14 protein-coding genes, 1 pseudogene and 1 riboswitch are annotated in these 16,003 nt (G+C 72.7%); of the genes and pseudogenes, 1 reads left to right on the forward strand and 14 read right to left on the reverse strand.

From position 1 onward, the window contains the following. Positions 1–14 precede the first annotated feature (14 nt). The 14 genes from trpC to rpe form a co-directional block, all read right to left on the reverse strand. Positions 15–803: an indole-3-glycerol phosphate synthase TrpC gene (trpC, locus tag FJ694_RS21260; RefSeq protein ID WP_157269325.1), complete on the reverse strand. Its 789-nt coding sequence runs from the start codon at positions 801–803 to the stop codon at positions 15–17. Beyond that, the gene (gene trpD / locus FJ694_RS21265) at positions 800–1,837 is read right to left on the reverse strand and encodes an anthranilate phosphoribosyltransferase (protein ID WP_157269326.1); all 1,038 of its coding nucleotides are present in this window, start codon (positions 1,835–1,837) and stop codon (positions 800–802) included. The genes trpC and trpD overlap by 4 nt, the downstream gene beginning before the upstream one ends. Positions 1,838–1,870: 33 nt before the next feature. Next, positions 1,871–2,938, reverse strand: coding sequence for a low-specificity L-threonine aldolase (gene ltaE / locus FJ694_RS21270; protein ID WP_157269327.1), 1,068 nt, complete (start codon positions 2,936–2,938; stop codon positions 1,871–1,873). Next, positions 2,935–3,528, reverse strand: a complete 594-nt coding sequence (locus FJ694_RS21275; RefSeq protein ID WP_157269328.1) for an anthranilate synthase component II — start codon at positions 3,526–3,528, stop codon at positions 2,935–2,937. Before FJ694_RS21275 ends, ltaE begins: the two co-directional genes overlap by 4 nt. Positions 3,529–3,542: 14 nt before the next feature. Next, positions 3,543–5,018 (reverse strand): anthranilate synthase component I, encoded by a 1,476-nt coding sequence (gene trpE, locus FJ694_RS21280; RefSeq protein WP_157269329.1) that lies wholly within the window; start codon positions 5,016–5,018, stop codon positions 3,543–3,545. A gap of 306 nt (positions 5,019–5,324) precedes the next feature. Then, complete coding sequence (gene gph, locus FJ694_RS21285; protein ID WP_375140244.1) at positions 5,325–6,008, reverse strand: phosphoglycolate phosphatase; 684 nt, start codon at positions 6,006–6,008, stop codon at positions 5,325–5,327. A 159-nt stretch (positions 6,009–6,167) separates the two neighbouring features. Next, the gene (locus FJ694_RS21290) at positions 6,168–7,313 is read right to left on the reverse strand and encodes a YsnF/AvaK domain-containing protein (protein ID WP_198320923.1); all 1,146 of its coding nucleotides are present in this window, start codon (positions 7,311–7,313) and stop codon (positions 6,168–6,170) included. A gap of 68 nt (positions 7,314–7,381) precedes the next feature. Then, the gene (locus FJ694_RS21295; protein WP_157269331.1) at positions 7,382–7,807 is read right to left on the reverse strand and encodes a DUF2382 domain-containing protein; all 426 of its coding nucleotides are present in this window, start codon (positions 7,805–7,807) and stop codon (positions 7,382–7,384) included. A gap of 123 nt (positions 7,808–7,930) precedes the next feature. After that, the gene (locus tag FJ694_RS21300; RefSeq protein WP_157269332.1) at positions 7,931–9,559 is read right to left on the reverse strand and encodes a bifunctional hydroxymethylpyrimidine kinase/phosphomethylpyrimidine kinase; all 1,629 of its coding nucleotides are present in this window, start codon (positions 9,557–9,559) and stop codon (positions 7,931–7,933) included. Next, positions 9,556–10,383 (reverse strand): thiazole synthase, encoded by an 828-nt coding sequence (locus FJ694_RS21305; protein WP_157269333.1) that lies wholly within the window; start codon positions 10,381–10,383, stop codon positions 9,556–9,558. The genes FJ694_RS21300 and FJ694_RS21305 overlap by 4 nt, the downstream gene beginning before the upstream one ends. Positions 10,384–10,419: 36 nt before the next feature. After that, positions 10,420–10,668: a sulfur carrier protein ThiS gene (gene thiS, locus FJ694_RS21310; RefSeq protein WP_157269334.1), complete on the reverse strand. Its 249-nt coding sequence runs from the start codon at positions 10,666–10,668 to the stop codon at positions 10,420–10,422. Beyond that, positions 10,665–11,729, reverse strand: coding sequence for an FAD-dependent oxidoreductase (locus FJ694_RS21315; protein WP_157269335.1), 1,065 nt, complete (start codon positions 11,727–11,729; stop codon positions 10,665–10,667). The genes thiS and FJ694_RS21315 overlap by 4 nt, the downstream gene beginning before the upstream one ends. A 5-nt stretch (positions 11,730–11,734) precedes the next feature. Next, entirely contained in the window at positions 11,735–13,600 is a 1,866-nt protein-coding gene (thiC, locus tag FJ694_RS21320; protein ID WP_157269336.1) for a phosphomethylpyrimidine synthase ThiC, read from the reverse strand. A 69-nt stretch (positions 13,601–13,669) separates the two neighbouring features. Beyond that, a riboswitch (TPP riboswitch) is annotated at positions 13,670–13,782 on the reverse strand. 86 nt (positions 13,783–13,868) lie between these two features. Continuing rightward, on the reverse strand, positions 13,869–14,549 hold the full coding sequence (gene rpe, locus FJ694_RS21325; protein ID WP_157269337.1) for a ribulose-phosphate 3-epimerase: 681 nt from the start codon (positions 14,547–14,549) through the stop codon (positions 13,869–13,871). A 246-nt stretch (positions 14,550–14,795) separates the two neighbouring features. Between rpe and FJ694_RS21330 the strand changes: the two are divergent. After that, positions 14,796–16,003, forward strand: a pseudogene (locus FJ694_RS21330) (hypothetical protein); the annotation flags it as partial.

A 16,003-nucleotide genomic window follows, 5' to 3' on the forward strand; every position in this document is an offset into this window, starting at 1 on the left:
ACGGCTTCAGCCCTTCAGCCGAACAGCGCCCGCAGCGCCGCGCCCGGGTCGGGGGCGCGCATGAAGGCCTCGCCCACCAGGAAGGCATGCACGTTCGCATCGCGCATGCGCCGCACGTCGGCCGGCGTGAGGATGCCCGATTCCGTCACCAGCAGCCGCTCCGGCGGCACGCGCGGCAGCAGCGCCAGCGTGGCGTCCAGGCTGACCTCGAAGGTGCGCAGGTTGCGGTTGTTGATGCCCACCAGCGGCGTCTTGAGCTTCAGCGCCCGATCCAGCTCCGCGCCGTCGTGCACCTCCACCAGCACCGCCATGCCCAGCGCGTGCGCCTGGGCCTCCAGGTCGGCCATCTGCGCGTCGTCCAGGCAGGCGGCGATCAGCAGGATGCAGTCCGCGCCCATGGCCCGCGCCTCGAACACTTGGTAGGCATCGACCATGAAGTCCTTGCGCAGCACCGGCAGCGCGCAGGCCGCGCGCGCCTGGCGCAGGTAGTCCGCATGGCCCTGGAAGAAGCGCTCGTCGGTCAGCACCGACAGGCACGCCGCGCCATGGCGCTCGTAGCTGGCCGCGATCTCGCCCGGCCGGAAATCCTCGCGCAGCACGCCCTTGCTCGGGCTGGCCTTCTTGACCTCGGCGATCACCGCCGCCTGCCCCGCCGCCACCTTGGCGCGCAGCGCGCCGGCGAAGTCGCGCTGGCCGCCGAGCTGCTCGGCCTCGCGCCGCACCGCTTCCAGCGGCCGCGCGGCGCGTGCCGCCGCGATCTCCTCGTGCTTGACGGCAACGATCTTGTTCAGGATGTCGCTCATGCCGCGCTCCCGGCCTGCTGCGTGGCGGCGACGAAGGCCTCCAGCTTCGCCTTGGCCGCGCCGCTGGCCAGCGCCTCGCGCGCGCGCTCGATGCCCTCGGCAATCGAGGCCGACACGTCCGCCGCGTACAGCGCCACGCCGGCATTGAGCAGCACGATGTCGCGCGCCGCGCCGGGCCGGTTGTCCAGCACGCCGCGCAGCATCTCCAGCGACTGCTGCGGCGTCTCCACGCGCAGCGCGCGGTTGCTGGCCATGGGCAGCCCGAAATCCTCGGGATGGATCTCGTACTCCTCGATGCCGCCGTCCCGGTACTCGCCCACCATCGTTGCCGCGCCCAGCGACACCTCGTCCATGCCGTCGCGGCCGTACACCACCATCGCGTGCTTGGCGCCCAGGCGCTGCAGCGCGCGTACCTGGATGCCGACCAGGTCCGGGTGGAACACGCCCATGAGGATGTGCGGCGCGTCGGCCGGGTTCGTCAGCGGCCCCAGGATGTTGAAGAGCGTGCGCACGCCCAGTTCCTTGCGCACCGGCGCCACGTTCTTCATCGCCGGGTGGTGGTTGGGCGCGAACATGAAGCCGATGCCCGTCTGCTCGATGCAGCGCGAGATCTGCGCCGGCGCCAGGTCCAGCCGCACGCCCAGCGTCTCCAGCACGTCGGCGCTGCCGCTCTTGCTGGAGACGCTGCGCCCGCCATGCTTGCTCACGAGCGCGCCGGCCGCGGCCGCCACGAACATCGAGCAGGTCGAGATGTTGAAGGTGTGCGCCCCGTCGCCGCCCGTGCCCACGATGTCCACCAGGTGCTCGCGGTTCGCCACCGGCACCTTGGTCGAGAACTCGCGCATCACCTGCGCCGCGGCCGTGATTTCGCCGATGGTCTCCTTCTTCACGCGCAGCCCGATCAGCAGCGCCGCCATCATCGGCGCGCTCATCTCGCCGCTCATGATGCGGCGCATCAGCGCCAGCATCTCGTCGTGGAAGATCTCGCGGTGCTCGATGACGCGGGTCAGCGCCTCGGTGTTGGTGATGGGCATGGCCAGGGTCTCCGGATGGATTGGATGGGTTTGTCAGGGGGTCTCGCAGAACTCGCGCACGGCCGCGATGGCGCGCTCGATGCCCTCGGCATTCACGTCCAGGTGCGTGACGAAGCGCAGGCCGATCAGCCCCGTGGCCAGCACGCCGCGCGCGCGCAGGTGCGCCAGCAGCGCCTCGCCGCGGCCCCCCGCCACGTCCACGAACACGATGTTGGTCTGCGGCTGCTTCACCGTGAGTCCCGGCAGGCCTTCGAGCCCCTGCGCCAGCCGCGCCGCCAGGGCATGGTCCTGCGCCAGCCGCTCGACGTGGTGCGTCAGCGCATGGTCCACCGCCGCCGCCAGCACGCCGACCTGGCGCATGCCGCCGCCGACCATCTTGCGCACGCGCCGCGCCCGCGCGATCAGCTCGCGCGAGCCCGCCAGCATCGAGCCCACCGGCGCGCCCAGGCCCTTGCTGAAGCACACCGACACCGAGTCGAAATGCCGCGCGATCTCGCCCGGCGCCACGCCCGAGGCCACCGCGGCGTTGAACAGCCGCGCGCCGTCCAGGTGCGTGGCCAGCCCGCGTCGCCGCGCCAGCGCCGTGGCCGCCTCGACGTAGCTGGCCGGCAGCACGTTGCCGTTCCAGGTGTTCTCCAGGCACAGCAGCCGCGTGCGCGCGAAATGCTCGTCGTCGGGCTTGATGGCCGCCTCGATGTCCGCGAGCAGCAGCGTGCCGTCGCCCTGCTGCGCCAGCGGCTGCGGCTGGATGCCGCCCAGCACCGCGCCGCCACCGCCCTCGTAGCGGTAGCAGTGCGCGAGGTGGCCGGCGACGTACTCGTCGCCGCGCCCGCAGTGCGACAGCAGCGCGCACAGGTTGCTCTGCGTGCCGCTGGCCATGAAGAGCGCGTCCTCCTTGCCCAGCAGCGCCGCCACGCGCGCCTGCAGCGCGTTGACGGTGGGGTCGTCGCCGAACACGTCGTCGCCCACCGGCGCACTGTTCATCGCCGCGCGCATCGCCGCCGTCGGGCGCGTCACGGTGTCGCTGCGCAGGTCGACCACGCCGCCGGACGTGGCCACCGGCGCCGCCGCCACGGCGCTGCCATAGCTCACCGTGCTCATGCGGCGCTCCGGCTCATCCCAATGAAGTTGCGCAGCATCGCGTGGCCGTGCTCGGACAGGATGGACTCGGGATGGAACTGCACGCCTTCGAGCGGCGTGCGCGTGCCGGCCAGCTCGCGGTGCCGCACGCCCATGATCTCGCCGTCGTCGGTGCGCGAGGTCACCAGCAGCTCGGCCGGCAGCGTCTCGCGCTCGATGGCCAGCGAGTGGTAGCGCACCACGTCGAAGTCCTGCGGCAGCCCGGCGTACACCCCGGCCTGGTCGGTGTGGATGGTGCTGACCTTGCCGTGCATCTGCACCTGCGCGCGCACGATCTTCCCGCCCAGCGCAGCGCCGATGCTCTGGTGCCCCAGGCACACGCCCAGGATCGGCAGCTTGCCGACGAAGTGCTGGATGGCGGGCACGCAGATGCCGGCCTCGGCCGGCGAGCACGGCCCGGGCGACAGCACCAGCTGGTCCGGCTTCAGCCCGGCAATGCCTTCGAGCGTGATCTCGTCGTTGCGGAACACCCGCACCTCCTCGCCCAGCTCGCCGAAGTACTGCACCAGGTTGAAGGTGAAGGAGTCGTAGTTGTCGATCATCAGCAGCATGGCGTGTCTCTCCTTCAGAAGCCTTCTTCAACCAGCTCGGCGGCGCGCAGCACCGCCCGCGCCTTGGCCTCGGTTTCCTTCCATTCCAGCTCGGGCACCGAGTCGGCCACCACGCCGGCCGCCGCGGCCACGTACAGCACCTGGTCCTTGACGATGCCGGTGCGGATGGCGATGGCCACGTCCATGTCGCCGGCGAAGCTCAGGTAGCCGCAGGCGCCGCCGTAGATGCCGCGCTGCACGGGCTCGAGCTCGTCGATGATCTCCATGGCCCGGATCTTGGGCGCCCCGGACAGCGTGCCCGCCGGGAAGGTGGCGCGCAGCACGTCGAGGTTGTTGGTGCAGGGCTTGAGCAGCCCTTCGACGTTGCTGACGATGTGCATCACGTGCGAGTAGCGCTCCACCGCGAAGGCTTCCGTGACCTTGACGCTGCCGGTCTTGGCGATGCGGCCGATGTCGTTGCGCGCCAGGTCGATGAGCATCAGGTGCTCGGCGCGCTCCTTCGGGTCGGCCAGCAGTTCCTTCTCGTTGGCCGCGTCCTTCTCCGGCGTGGTGCCGCGCGGCCGCGTGCCCGCCAGCGGGCGGATGGTGACCTTCTCGCCCTCGGCCACGTGCTCGTGGCGCACCAGGATCTCCGGCGAGGACCCGACGATCTGGAACTCGCCCAGGTCGTAGAAGTACATGTAGGGCGAGGGATTCAGCGAGCGCAGCGCGCGGTACAGGCTCAGCGGGCTCTCGGTGTAGCGCTTCTTCAGGCGCTGCCCCAGCACCACCTGCATGCAGTCGCCCGCGGCGATGTACTCCTTGCAGCGCAGCACCGCGGCCTCGAAGTCGGCCTTGGCGAACTCGCGCTCCACTTCGTGGGCCTGGCCGCGCTTCACGCTCGGGGCACTGACGCTGTAGCGCAGCTTGTCGGTCAGCTCGGTCAGCCGCTTCTTGGCCCGGAAATAGGCTTCCGGCTGCCCCGGGTCGGCCCAGACGATCAGGTACAGCCGCCCCGACAGGTTGTCGATGACGGCGATCTCCTCGGTCTGCAGCAGCAGGATGTCGGGCGTGCCGATGCCGCCCGCCTTCACCGTGCGCGCCAGCTTCGGCTCCATGAAGCGCACCGCGTCGTAGCCGAAGTAGCCGGCCAAGCCCCCACAGAAGCGCGGCAGCCCCGGGCGCAGCGCCGGCTTGAAGCGCTGCTGGTAGGCGGCGATGAAGTCCAGCGGATTGCCTTCGTGCGTCTCCACCACGGCGCCGTCGGTGACGATCTCCGTGGTCTGCCCGGTGGCGCGCAGCAGCGTGCGCGCCGGCAGCCCGATGAAGGAGTAGCGCCCGAAGCGCTCGCCGCCGACGACCGACTCCAGCAGGAAGCTGTGCGGCCGTCCGCCGGCCAGCTTGAGGTACAGCGACAGCGGCGTTTCGAGGTCGGCAAAGGCCTCGGCAATCAGCGGGATGCGGTTGAAGCCTTCGGCGGCAAGGCTCTTGAATTCGAGTTCAGTGATCACGGTGCGGGCCCTCCAGGCCCGGCGGAGCGCCGCATGGGGCGCGTCCGTAAGGTCGGTGGTCAGTCAGGGCCGCTCATCGCTTGGCAGTGAAACGAAAGGCGGCCGGCTGGGGCGGGCGCCGATGGCACGTCGTCACGACGGCCGGCGGCAAACCGAAAAAGTCAGGCGGGCCAGCGTCGCCAGGGCCAGGCTCCCCGGTCGAACGACCCCTTCGTCAGTTTGCGCGCCAAAAACATGATGCGTTCCAGTCTAGCAGCCCCGCGCCGCAAGCCCGGGAAACCGGGGTTCCCCCCTGGAAACGCGCGCTCAGGCGCGGGCGTGCAGCGCGGCCAGGTCGAGCTCGTCGAGCCGGTCCACGTGCGCGTGGGCGCGCAGCGCGCGCACCGGCTGGCCGTGGTTGTAGCCGTAGCTCACCAGCGCCAGCGGGCAGCCGGCGCCATGCGCGGCCTCGGCGTCGTTGCTGGAGTCGCCCACCATCAGCGTGCGCGCCGGCTGCGTGCCCAGCGCCTCGCAGGTTTTCAGCAGCGGCAGCGGATCGGGCTTCTTCACCGCGAAGGCGTCGCCGCCATGGACGACGGCAAAGAAGTGGTCGATGCCCTTGGCCGCCAGCAGCGCCCGCGCGAAGGCACCGGGCTTGTTGGTCAGGCAGGCCAGCTTCAGCCCCGCGGCCTGCAATTGCCGCAGGCCCTCGGCCACGCCGGGATAGAGCTCGGCATGGCGGCCGTTGACGAGCCCGTAGTGGTGCTGGTAGCGCGCCCAGGCCGCGTCGAAGGCTTCAGGCGCCGCGCCGACGTGGGCCAGCGTGCGGCGGATCAGGTGCTCGGAGCCCTTGCCGATGGCGTGCTCGACGAAGCCGCGCTCCACCGCGGGCAGCGCCAGGTCGGCCAGCATGGCGTTGAGGGCGACGACGAAGTCGCCCAGCGTGTCCACCATCGTCCCGTCGAGGTCGATGATGGCGGCGTCCAGACGAAGGGCATTCACGGCATTCACGGCAACGGGTCCCGGCAGCAACAACAAGGGCCCGCAATGTAGCGGCTCGATGCCCGCGCCCGCGCCGCGCCGGGGCTTTGCAAACGAAACAAGCCCGGCACGGGTCCGGGCTTGTCGGGCCGGGCCGGCACGGTGCCGGCCCTGATCGCTTCGCTCAGGTCACGAGGTCATGCGGTCCCAGCCGCGGCGCACGGCGGACTTCATGCGCTCCCACGTGCCGCCGGGATAGCGCGTCTCGTAGTCGCGGCGCACCTCGGGCTCGATCGTGTCCCAGTCACGGCCGCTGTAGCGCGCGTCGTCGCGCAGCGAGTGGCCGTAGCGGTAGGCCGGCTCGTAGTCCTCGTAGCGCCCGCCGTCGGCGGCGTAGCGGGTGTTGAAGTCGTTGCGGTAGTAGTCGCTGTCGAAGGCGCCCACGCCGCGGTCGGTGGCCGAGAGGTTCTCGACCTCGACCTCGGTGCTGCGCACCGTGTCGCTGATCTGCTCGGTGCGCTGCTCCACCGTCTTGCCCACGCGCACTTCCTCGACCACGCGCGCGGTCTTCTGCACCACGGCCTGCTCGGCCGTCTCGCGCACCTCGATCGTGCGGTCGCGCAGGTCCGACAGGTCGGCTGCCGTGGCCGGGCGGTCCACCGGGCGGCGCTCGATCTGTGCATGCTCCTCGCGCAGCTGCACCGTCTCGCTCACGGGCGTCTCGACGGTGCGCGAGTACACGCGCACGCCGCCGGTGCTCACCGCGCGCTTGCCGACCTGCAGCTCCTCGCGCACCACCGGGATCACGCCCTCGGTGTCGCCCGTGCCGCGCACGCGGTCGGTGGCGCTGGTGGCGCCCAGCGTGGCGCTGCTCTCACCCAGCGTGGTGCGGTCACGGTCGAGCGTGGAGGCCGCGGTGCCGGCGCCCAGCGCGTCGTCGCTCCAGCCCTCGGCGCGCCACGATTCCACGCGCTCGTCGATGTCCACGGCGCCGGCGTTCTGCAGCGCGTCGCGCACCTCGTCCAGGCGGGTTTCATCTTCCACGTCCACCTTCACCACCGCCGCGCCGCGGCGCATGGCCTCGGCATAGTGGCCGACCTCGCGCTCGTCGTCCGGCCCGAACAGGTCGGAGAAGAAGTTGCGCACGCGACCCATCACGCCGGTGTCGGCATGGTGCGTCGTCGTGGCCGTGGTGGTGGTGGTGTCGCCCAGGGTCGTGTCCGAGGAATGCGTGACGTGCACGCAGGCCGGGTCGATCCCCGTGCTGCTCAGGGCCTGCGCGGCGCGCTGGGCCTCGGCATCCGAATCAAATACGCCAACGACGGTCTGTCTCATGTCGGAACTCCTCAGTTGCACACGGGCCGGGGCCCGCGCTCGGTTGCGGCAGGGATTGCGATGCGCCTTCAGCCGTTGTTGTCGACCTCGGCCCAGGAGCCGTCGGCCTGTCGCCGCTCGACCACCGCGCGTTGCCGCCGCAGCGGCACCTGCTCGGTGTGCGAGGTGCTGAAGCGCTGGCGGTGCAGCCGGATCTCTTCCTTGAGCACCAGGCGGCGCTCGATCACTTCTTCGTAGACCGGCACCACCAGGACCTCGCCCTCGTGCCACGGCTCGCGCGGCTGTGCGACCTGCACGCCCACGGGCACGCGTTCCACGACCACGCTCTCCTGCACCAGGGGCTGCTCCAGCGCTTCGCTGTGCTCCTCGGTGAGCACCCGCACGCGCAGCGCGCCGACCTCTTCGGTCCGCGTGTCCACGTGCAGTTCCTCCCGCACCACCGGCAAGGTCACCGGCAGCTCGGGGTCGGGAGAGGAAGGGTTTTGAGGGCTCATCGCAACACCAGCTTGGGAGCCCCTGTCCGGCAAGCCCTGTGCCCAGGGGATGTCCCGGACCACTTCGGCACTGGCCGGGTGGCGCGCGCCCGGCCGCCGTGCCGGCCCGTGCCGGCGTGGGCCTCAGGCCGCGAAGGCCAGGCTCGGATGCGGCAGCGCCGGCACCGGCGCGCGCGGCGCCGCCCGCCCTTGCCGCAGCGCCTGCTCCAGGGCGGGCAGCGCGCCCGCCGGGTCGTCGCCGAGCACGCGCACGGCGCACAGGCCGTCGGCGCCGCAGCGCGCGGCCAGCTCGAACTGCTCGGCCTGCAGCATCCCGCCGATGGCCACCACCGGCGCCGGGGCCATCGCGCACCACCACGCCAGGTTGTGCAGCCCCTGCGGCCGCCACGGCATGGCCTTGGTCAGCGTGGGCCAGACCGGGCCGCAGGCCAGGTAGCGCGGGTTCAGCGTCGCGGCGCGGCACAGCTCCCACAGGCTGTGCGTGCTGATGCCCAGCTTCAGGCCGCTGCGGCGCAGCACGCGGCGCCCGGCCTCGCCCAGCGCCAGCAGATCCTCCTGGCCCAGGTGCACGCCGCCGGCGTCGAGCTCCTGCGCCAGCTGCCAGTGGTCGTTGACGAACAGCTCCACGCCCGCGTCGCGGCACGCCGCCACCGTGTCCCGGACTTCGTGCACCAGCGCCGCGCGCCAGGCCGCGTCGGGCGCGGCCGGGGTCTTGATGCGCAGCTGCAGCGTGGGCACGCCGGCGGCAATGGCACGCCGCGCCCGCTCGGCGCCGTCCACGATGGCGTAGAGGTCCAGGCGCCGGGCCGCGATGCCCGCAATGGCCAGCATGGCTGCGTCCGCAACGTCCCCGCCGAAAGCCCCTTCGAAATCGAGCGTTTCCGCCCAGCTCATGCGCGGCAGCAGCGCGCGCTCCAGGCCGAAGCCTGCCGCCGTGCCCACCGGCCCGGCGCCCTGCCCGGCCGCGTGGCCGTGGCGCAGCGCCTGCGCCGTGGCCATCTTGGCCAGCACCGCCGCGTCGGCCGGCACGAAGCCCAGCGCCAGCGCGCAGGCCACGGCCGTGGCGAAGCTGCAGCCCGTGCCGTGCGTGTGCGGCGTGTCCTGGCGCGGCAGCGCGAGCCAGCCGCGCGCCTGCGGCGTGTCGATCCAGTCCAGCGCCAGCGCCCCGTCCTGCGCGCTGTCGCCGCCGGTGACGCAGACGCTGCCCGCGCCCAGCCGCGATCGCAGCGCCGCCGCCAGCGCGGGCGCGGCCGCGGCCTGGCCCGCGTCGCCCTCGCCCAGCAGCGCCGTGGCCTCGCGCCGGTTCGGCGTGACGGCGGTGGCGCGCGGCAGCAGCAGCTCGCGATACGCGCGCAACGTGGCCGCGTCGGCGAAGCCCGCGCCGGTGCTCGATCCCAGCACCGGGTCCACCACCAGCGCCACGGGGCCGCGCGCGCGCAGCCGGTCGATCCAGCGTGCCACCAGCGCCACCTGCGCCACGCCGCCGAGCAGGCCGGTCTTGACCACGGCGGGCGGCATGTCGCCCTCCAGCGCCAGCAGCTGCGCCTCGATCAGGTCGGGTGCCAGCGGCTCGACGCGCGTGACCGCCACCGAGCTCTGCGCCGTGACCGCCGCCACCACCGGGCACAGCTGCACGTGGAAGGCGTCGGCCATGCGCTGGTCGGCCGACAGCCCCGCGCCGCCGCCGCTGTCGGTGCCGGCAATGCTCCAGACGACGGGCCGCGCGGCGGCATCGATGGGTTCTGCGCTCATCCCAGCAGCACCGGCTCGCTGCCCACGGGCGTGCTGGGCACGGCGAAGTCCTGCCGGGCCATCACGCCGGCGCGCCAGGCGCCGCGCCCGGCCTGCACCGCGTCGCGGAAGGCTGCGGCCATCAGCACCGGGTCGCGCGCCTGCGCCACCGCCGAGTTCAGCAGCACGGCATCGAAGCCCAGCTCCAGCGCCTGCGCCGCGTGCGACGGCGCGCCGATGCCGGCATCGACGATCAGCACCGCGTCGGGCAGCCGCTCGCGCAGCGTGCGCAGCGCGAACGGGTTCAGCAGCCCCTGCCCCGAGCCGATGGGCGAGCCCCAGGGCATCAGCACCGCGCAGCCGGCATCCAGCAGCCGGCGGCACAGCACCAGGTCGTCGGTGCAGTACGGAAAGACCGTGAAGCCTTCCCTGACCAGCTCGGTGGCGGCGGCCAGCAGCTCGAAGGGATCGGGCTGCAGCGTGTGGTCGTCGCCCGTGACTTCGAGCTTGACCCAGGGCGTGCCGTAGAGCTCGCGCGCCATGTGCGCCAGCTGCACCGCCTCGCGCGCGCTGCGGCAGCCGGCGGTGTTGGGCAGCAGCCGCGCGCCGTTGGCGCGCATGGCGTCCTGCAGCAGCTGGATGAAACCGTTGTCGCCGGCGGCGTGCAGCGTGCGCTTCAGGCCCACCGTCACCACCTGCGTGCGCGCCGCGCGCAGCGCGTCGTGCAGCACCTGCGGCGAGGGGTAGCCGGCGCTGCCGAGGAAGAAGCGGCTGCCGAGCTCGGCGTCGCCGATGCGCAATGGGTCTTCGTCCAGCCCGGCAGCGGGCGCGTCTTGGAGGTTCATGGCGTGTTTCCTTCGCAGTCGGGCGGCGCGCGGCCTTCAGCCGCCGACGATGGGTTTGAACAGCAGCACCGCGTCTCCGGGCTGCAGGGGGCGGTCGCGCTGCGTGCGCGGCACGAAGCGGCCGTTGAGCGCCGTGCCCACGCCTTCGCTCGCATGCCCCAGGCGCTGCACCAGCTCGGCCAGCGTGCAGGGCGCGACCTGGCAGGGCACGCCGTCGATCTGGATGTCGATCACGCCGGCGGCCGGCGCGGCCTGCATGTCGGCGGTCCTCATGTCGGCACTCATGGCGCGGCCTCCTCCAGCGGCGCGGCCAGGCCGCAGGCCGCCAGCGCGTCCTCGACCAGCGCCGGCGCCAGCAGCCAGCCGTGGCGGAACAGCCCGTTGATGCGCAGCAGCCCCGCGCCGGATTCGGTGCGCGGCTCGTTGTCGGGCAGGGCCGGGCGCAGGTTGCGGTCCAGCCGCTCAATGCGCGCCTCGGCCAGCGCCGGCATCACGCTGTGCGCGGCGCTCATCAGCTCCACGGCGCTTTTCAGCGACATGGGCGAGCGGTCCTCGCTCTCGACTTCGCTGGCGCCCAGGATCAGCAGGTCGGCCGAGCGCGGCACCAGGTAGACGCGGTGCCGCGGGTGCAGCAGCCGCACCGGGCGCGTCAGGCCGTGGCCCTCCAGCCGCAGCCACACCGTCTCGCCGCGCACGCCGCGCACCGGCAGCGCCGGCCGGGCGCCGGCGCCGCGCACGTCGATGGCCCAGTCAAAGGCCAGCGCCTCGCCGCCCTCGAGCGTGAGCCGCCCCGGCGACACGTCCGTGACACGGCGCTGCCAGCGCCAGTCCACGCCGCGCGAGCGGCGCTGCAGCGTCTCCAGCATGGCGACGCTGTCCACCTGCCCTTCTTCGGGCAGCAGCCAGGCGTTGGCGGCCTGCAGCGCGGGCTCCAGCCCGGCCAGCGCGCCGGGCGCCAGCGCCTGCGGCACGGGAAAGCCGGGCGGCGCGGCGTCCAGGCGTGCCAGCACGCGCTGCGCCGCGCCCAGGTCGCCGCGGTGCGCCAGCATCAGGCTGCCGCGGCGGCGCACCAGGGCCGGCGCGTCCAGCGCCCGGGCCACGGCCTGCCACAGCCCGATGGCGCGCCAGCCCTGCGCGGCCAGCGCCGGCGTGGCGTTGTCGAGCTCGGCCAGCGGGCTGAGCATGCCCGCGGCGGTGAAGCCGGCGGCCTGCGTGCCGTCGAAGGACGGCGCCGGGCCCGCGGCCGGGTCGAACACCGCGACGCGGTGCCCGGCGCGGGCCAACCGCCAGGCCAGCAGCCGGCCCAGCAGCCCCGCCCCGGCAATGCCGATGGACAGCGCGGCCATGGCGCTCAGCCCTTGCTGATGGGGATGTAGAGCTCGCCGCCGCTGGCCTTGAACTCCGCCGACTTCTGCGCCATGCCCGCGTCGGCCGCCTGCTGCGCGGCGTAGTCGCGCACCTCCTGCGTGATCTTCATCGAGCAGAACTTCGGCCCGCACATGCTGCAGAAGTGCGCCACCTTGGACGCGTCCTTGGGCAGCGTCTCGTCATGGAATTCGCGCGCGGTGTCGGGGTCCAGGCCGAGGTTGAACTGGTCGGTCCAGCGGAACTCGAAGCGGGCCTTGGAGATCGCGTCGTCGCGGGCACGCGCGGCCGGGTGGCCCTTGGCCACGTCGGCGGCATGCGCAGCGATCTTGTAGGCGATGATCCCCTGCTTCACGTCGTCGCGATCGGGCAGCCCCAGGTGCTCCTTGGGCGTGACGTAGCACAGCATGGCCGTGCCCATCCAGCCGATCATGGCCGCGCCGATGGCCGAGGCGATGTGGTCGTAGCCCGGCGCGATGTCGATGGTCAGCGGGCCCAGCGTGTAGAACGGCGCCTCGTGGCAGTGCTTGAGCTGCTCGTCCATGTTGGCCTGGATCATGTGCATGGGCACGTGCCCGGGGCCTTCGATCATGGTCTGCACGTCGTGCTTCCAGGCGATCTGCGTGAGCTCACCCAGCGTGCGCAGCTCGGCGAACTGGGCCTCGTCGTTGGCGTCCGAGGCGCAGCCCGGCCGCAGCCCGTCACCCAGCGAGAAGGCCACGTCGTAGGCCTTCATGATTTCGCAGATCTCCTCGAAGTGCTCGTACAGGAAGCTTTCCTTGTGATGCGCGATGCACCACTTGGCCATGATCGAGCCGCCGCGCGAGACGATGCCGGTGCGCCGGTTCACCGTCATCGGCACGAAGGGCAGGCGCACGCCGGCGTGGATGGTGAAGTAGTCCACGCCCTGCTCGGCCTGCTCGATGAGCGTGTCGCGGAAGATCTCCCAGGTGAGGTCCTCAGCGATGCCGCCGACCTTCTCCAGCGCCTGGTAGATCGGCACCGTGCCGATGGGTACGGGCGAGTTGCGCAGGATCCAGTCGCGCGTGGTGTGGATGTCGCGCCCGGTGGAGAGGTCCATCACGTTGTCCGCGCCCCAGCGGATGGCCCACACCAGCTTCTCGACCTCCTCCTCGATGCTGGAGGTCACGGCCGAGTTGCCGATGTTGGCGTTGATCTTGACGCGGAAGTTGCGCCCGATCGCCATCGGCTCCACCTCGGGGTGGTTGATGTTGCAGGGAATGATGGCGCGCCCGCGCGCCACCTCGTCGCGCACGAACTCGGGCGTGATGGTGTCCGGAATGAGGGCACCCATCGGGTTGCCGCGGCGGCGCTGCTCGCGCTGCGCGTCCGAGAGGTACTCGGCCATCCACTCGCGCCGGCCGTTCTCGCGGAGGGCCACGTATTCCATCTCCGGCGTGACGATGCCGCGGCGCGCGTAGTGCATCTGCGAGACGTTGGCGCCGGCCCTGGCGCGGCGCGGCCGGCGCTGCAGCCCGGCGGCCTGCTCGCGGATGGCGGCAATGTGCTCGCCGTCACGGGCCTTGCCGCCGTCGTCGATGGCCTGGCGCTCGCGCCCGGCGTAGGTCTCGCTGTCGCCGCGCTCCTCGATCCAGGCCGTGCGCACGCCGGGCAGGCCGCGGCGCACGTCGATCTCGGCCGCGGGGTCGGTGTAGGGCCCGGAGGTGTCGTAGACCGAGACGGTCTCGCCGTTGGTGAGCTGGATGTCGCGCTGCGGCACGCGCAGGTCCGGCCGCGAGCCGGTGACGTAAGCCTTGCGCGAGGCCGGCAGCGGCTCGCGCGTCAGGCCCAGGCGCTGGGCCAGTGCTTGCAGGTCATGGGGGGCGTTCATCGGGACTCCTTCGCAAGTGGGTTGCTCCGAAGGTCGCCCCGAGTCCCGAAGGGCCATCAAGGCCACGGGACGCAGGAGGAGGGCTCTTCTTCCGCCGGTACTAACCGGTTCAAGTTCGCGGGTTTGGTCGGATTCACCATCTCAGCAGGGCCTGGTCAGGCCTTGCACCCCGGAGCGGGAGGCAGTGTCGCCGCGGCCCACGCGCCAAGTCAAGCGGAAACTGGCCCGGGCGCCGGCCAGGGCGGCCGGCACCGTTGCATGGTCAACTTCAGCCGGCGAGCTGCTGGCGCATGGCGTCGATGACTGCCTTGTAGTCCTTCTGGCCGAAGATGGCGCTGCCGGCCACGAAGGTGTCGGCGCCGGCGTCGGCGACGCGGCGGATGTTGTCGGCCTTGATGCCACCGTCCACTTCCAGCCGGATGTCGCGGCCGCTGGCATCGATGACCTTGCGCAGCCGCTCCACCTTGCGCAGCGCGCTGTCGATGAAGCTCTGGCCGCCGAAGCCCGGGTTCACGCTCATCACCAGCACCAGGTCTACCTTGTCGATGACCCATTCGAGCACGTCGATCGGGCTGGCCGGGTTGAACACCAGCCCGGCCTGGCAGCCCTCGGCCTTGATGAGCTGCAGCGTGCGGTCCACGTGCGTGCTGGCGTCGGGGTGGAAGCTGACCAGGTCGGCGCCGGAGCGCGCGAAGGCCTGCGCCAGCGCGTCCACGGGCTGCACCATCAGGTGCACGTCGATGGGCACGCGCTGCCCGTCGGGCGTGACCGCGTGCGGGCGCAGCGCCTGGCACACCATCGGCCCGAACGTGAGGTTGGGCACGTAGTGGTTGTCCATCACGTCGAAGTGGATCCAGTCGGCGCCCGCGGCGATCACGTTGCGCACTTCCTCGCCCAGGCGTGCGAAGTCGGCAGAGAGGATGGACGGGGCGATGCGGAAGGTGGGCATGGCGGCGGTGCGGCAGGAGGTGAAGCGGGCGGGCATTCTAGGGGGTGACCCGCCCCGCGGCCGCCCCGGGCGGCCAGGCCGGCGCCCACCCTTTTCACGGCAGGACATGCCCGGAATGCAGGACGGCACGCAGGCTTTGTCCGCTTGCGGCGGCGCCTTGAACGTAGTGGGATGAAGGTGGCCCGCCGCGCCGTGTCGGGCGCCTGGGGGCCTGGGACAGCAGCTGTCCTGCAAAGGGGTACGCGCATGAAGACCTGGCTTGGCCCGAGGGTGTTCCTGGACTTCACAGACCGGCCGGCGCCGTGCGCGCCGGGCCTGCGCGAGGTCCGGCTGCGAGCCGCGCCGCCCCCATCCGCCCGGCGCCGCGGCGCCGCGCTGTGCGCCGCGCTGCTGGCCGCGGGCGTGATGTCGGCGGCGCTGGCGGCCGACAGGCCGGCGCGGCTGCCGCCGCCGGTGCGCGGCATTGCACCCGGCACGGTGGCGCAGGCCCAGGGCGCCGGCGAGACGGTGGTACCGGCCCCGGCGGCAGCCGGCGCCGGCTCGGTGACGTGGTCCACCCGCGCCGCGCAGCCGATCCATTCACCGCCGCCCGCGCCGGCCCTGTCCCCGGCCCCGGCAGCCCAGGTCGAGGCGCCGGCGGCGCCGGCAACGCGCCACGGCTCGATCCAGGTGATCGAGGCGCCCGCGGCGACGGCCGGCGGCGCGGGCGTCGTCGTGGTGGCCTCCGGCGACTGCCGGGGCCTGACCGACCTGGCCATGGAGGCAGAGCTGCGCGCGGCGGGTGCTCAGGAACAGGGGGCGGGACAAGACCTGCAGACGCTGGCCATGCTGCACGAGGAGTCCGGGCGCGCCTGGCAGGACGCGGCCGGGCGCTGCGAGGGCCGTGCGCGCGAGCGCGCCCTGCGCAACGCCGAGGACAGCCGCAGGGCCGCCGCGGCCACGCTCAAGCAGGCCGGCGCCGGCCGGGCCTGCGAGGCCGCGCACGACAGCGCCGGCGCGCTGCAGGCCCTGGCCCAGCAGGCGGCCGACGCGGGCCGCTGGCCCGACGCCGTGCGGCTCTACCGCAAGTCCGAGGGCATGTGGGAAGAGGCGGTCGAGCGCTGCGCCGGCACGCAGCAGCAGCTGGCGCAGACGCAGCGCGTCCAGGTCGCCACCGACGCCCACAACGCCGAGTTCTGCGCTCCGCGCCTGGAGCGCGCGCAGGAGCAGGCCGAACGGCTGCAGCAGGACACCACCATGCCGGCGGCGCAGCGCCGCCATCTGTCGCTGCAGGTCGAGTCGCTGTGGCGCCATGCCGCCAGCCGCTGCCGTGGCCCGCAACAGGCGCTGGCCCAGGAATGGGCCGACATCGCCGCCCGCGAACGCGCCGACGCGGACGCCAAGGCGCAGGCGCAGGCGCGGGCCGCCATGCCGGCAGCAGCGGCCGCGGCCGGCACCGGCACGGCGACGGCACC

This window comes from Azohydromonas aeria (genome assembly GCF_009760915.1).
GTDB lineage: Bacteria > Pseudomonadota > Gammaproteobacteria > Burkholderiales > Burkholderiaceae_C > Azohydromonas > Azohydromonas aeria.

Excerpts from the sequence above, each read along its gene's own strand:
- thiS (WP_157269334.1), bottom strand. The coding sequence starts at position 10,668 with ATGAGTGCCGACATGAGGACCGCCGACATGCAGGCCGCGCCGGCCGCC.
- thiC (WP_157269336.1), bottom strand. The coding sequence starts at position 13,600 with ATGAACGCCCCCCATGACCTGCAAGCACTGGCCCAGCGCCTGGGCCTG.
- FJ694_RS21295 (WP_157269331.1), bottom strand. The coding sequence starts at position 7,807 with ATGAGCCCTCAAAACCCTTCCTCTCCCGACCCCGAGCTGCCGGTGACC.
- FJ694_RS21275 (WP_157269328.1), bottom strand. The coding sequence starts at position 3,528 with ATGCTGCTGATGATCGACAACTACGACTCCTTCACCTTCAACCTGGTG.
- trpC (WP_157269325.1), bottom strand. The coding sequence starts at position 803 with ATGAGCGACATCCTGAACAAGATCGTTGCCGTCAAGCACGAGGAGATC.
- trpD (WP_157269326.1), bottom strand. The coding sequence starts at position 1,837 with ATGCCCATCACCAACACCGAGGCGCTGACCCGCGTCATCGAGCACCGC.
- FJ694_RS21315 (WP_157269335.1), bottom strand. The coding sequence starts at position 11,729 with ATGGCCGCGCTGTCCATCGGCATTGCCGGGGCGGGGCTGCTGGGCCGG.
- rpe (WP_157269337.1), bottom strand. The coding sequence starts at position 14,549 with ATGCCCACCTTCCGCATCGCCCCGTCCATCCTCTCTGCCGACTTCGCA.
- ltaE (WP_157269327.1), bottom strand. The coding sequence starts at position 2,938 with ATGAGCACGGTGAGCTATGGCAGCGCCGTGGCGGCGGCGCCGGTGGCC.
- FJ694_RS21290 (WP_198320923.1), bottom strand. The coding sequence starts at position 7,313 with ATGAGACAGACCGTCGTTGGCGTATTTGATTCGGATGCCGAGGCCCAG.
- FJ694_RS21305 (WP_157269333.1), bottom strand. The coding sequence starts at position 10,383 with ATGAACCTCCAAGACGCGCCCGCTGCCGGGCTGGACGAAGACCCATTG.
- FJ694_RS21300 (WP_157269332.1), bottom strand. The coding sequence starts at position 9,559 with ATGAGCGCAGAACCCATCGATGCCGCCGCGCGGCCCGTCGTCTGGAGC.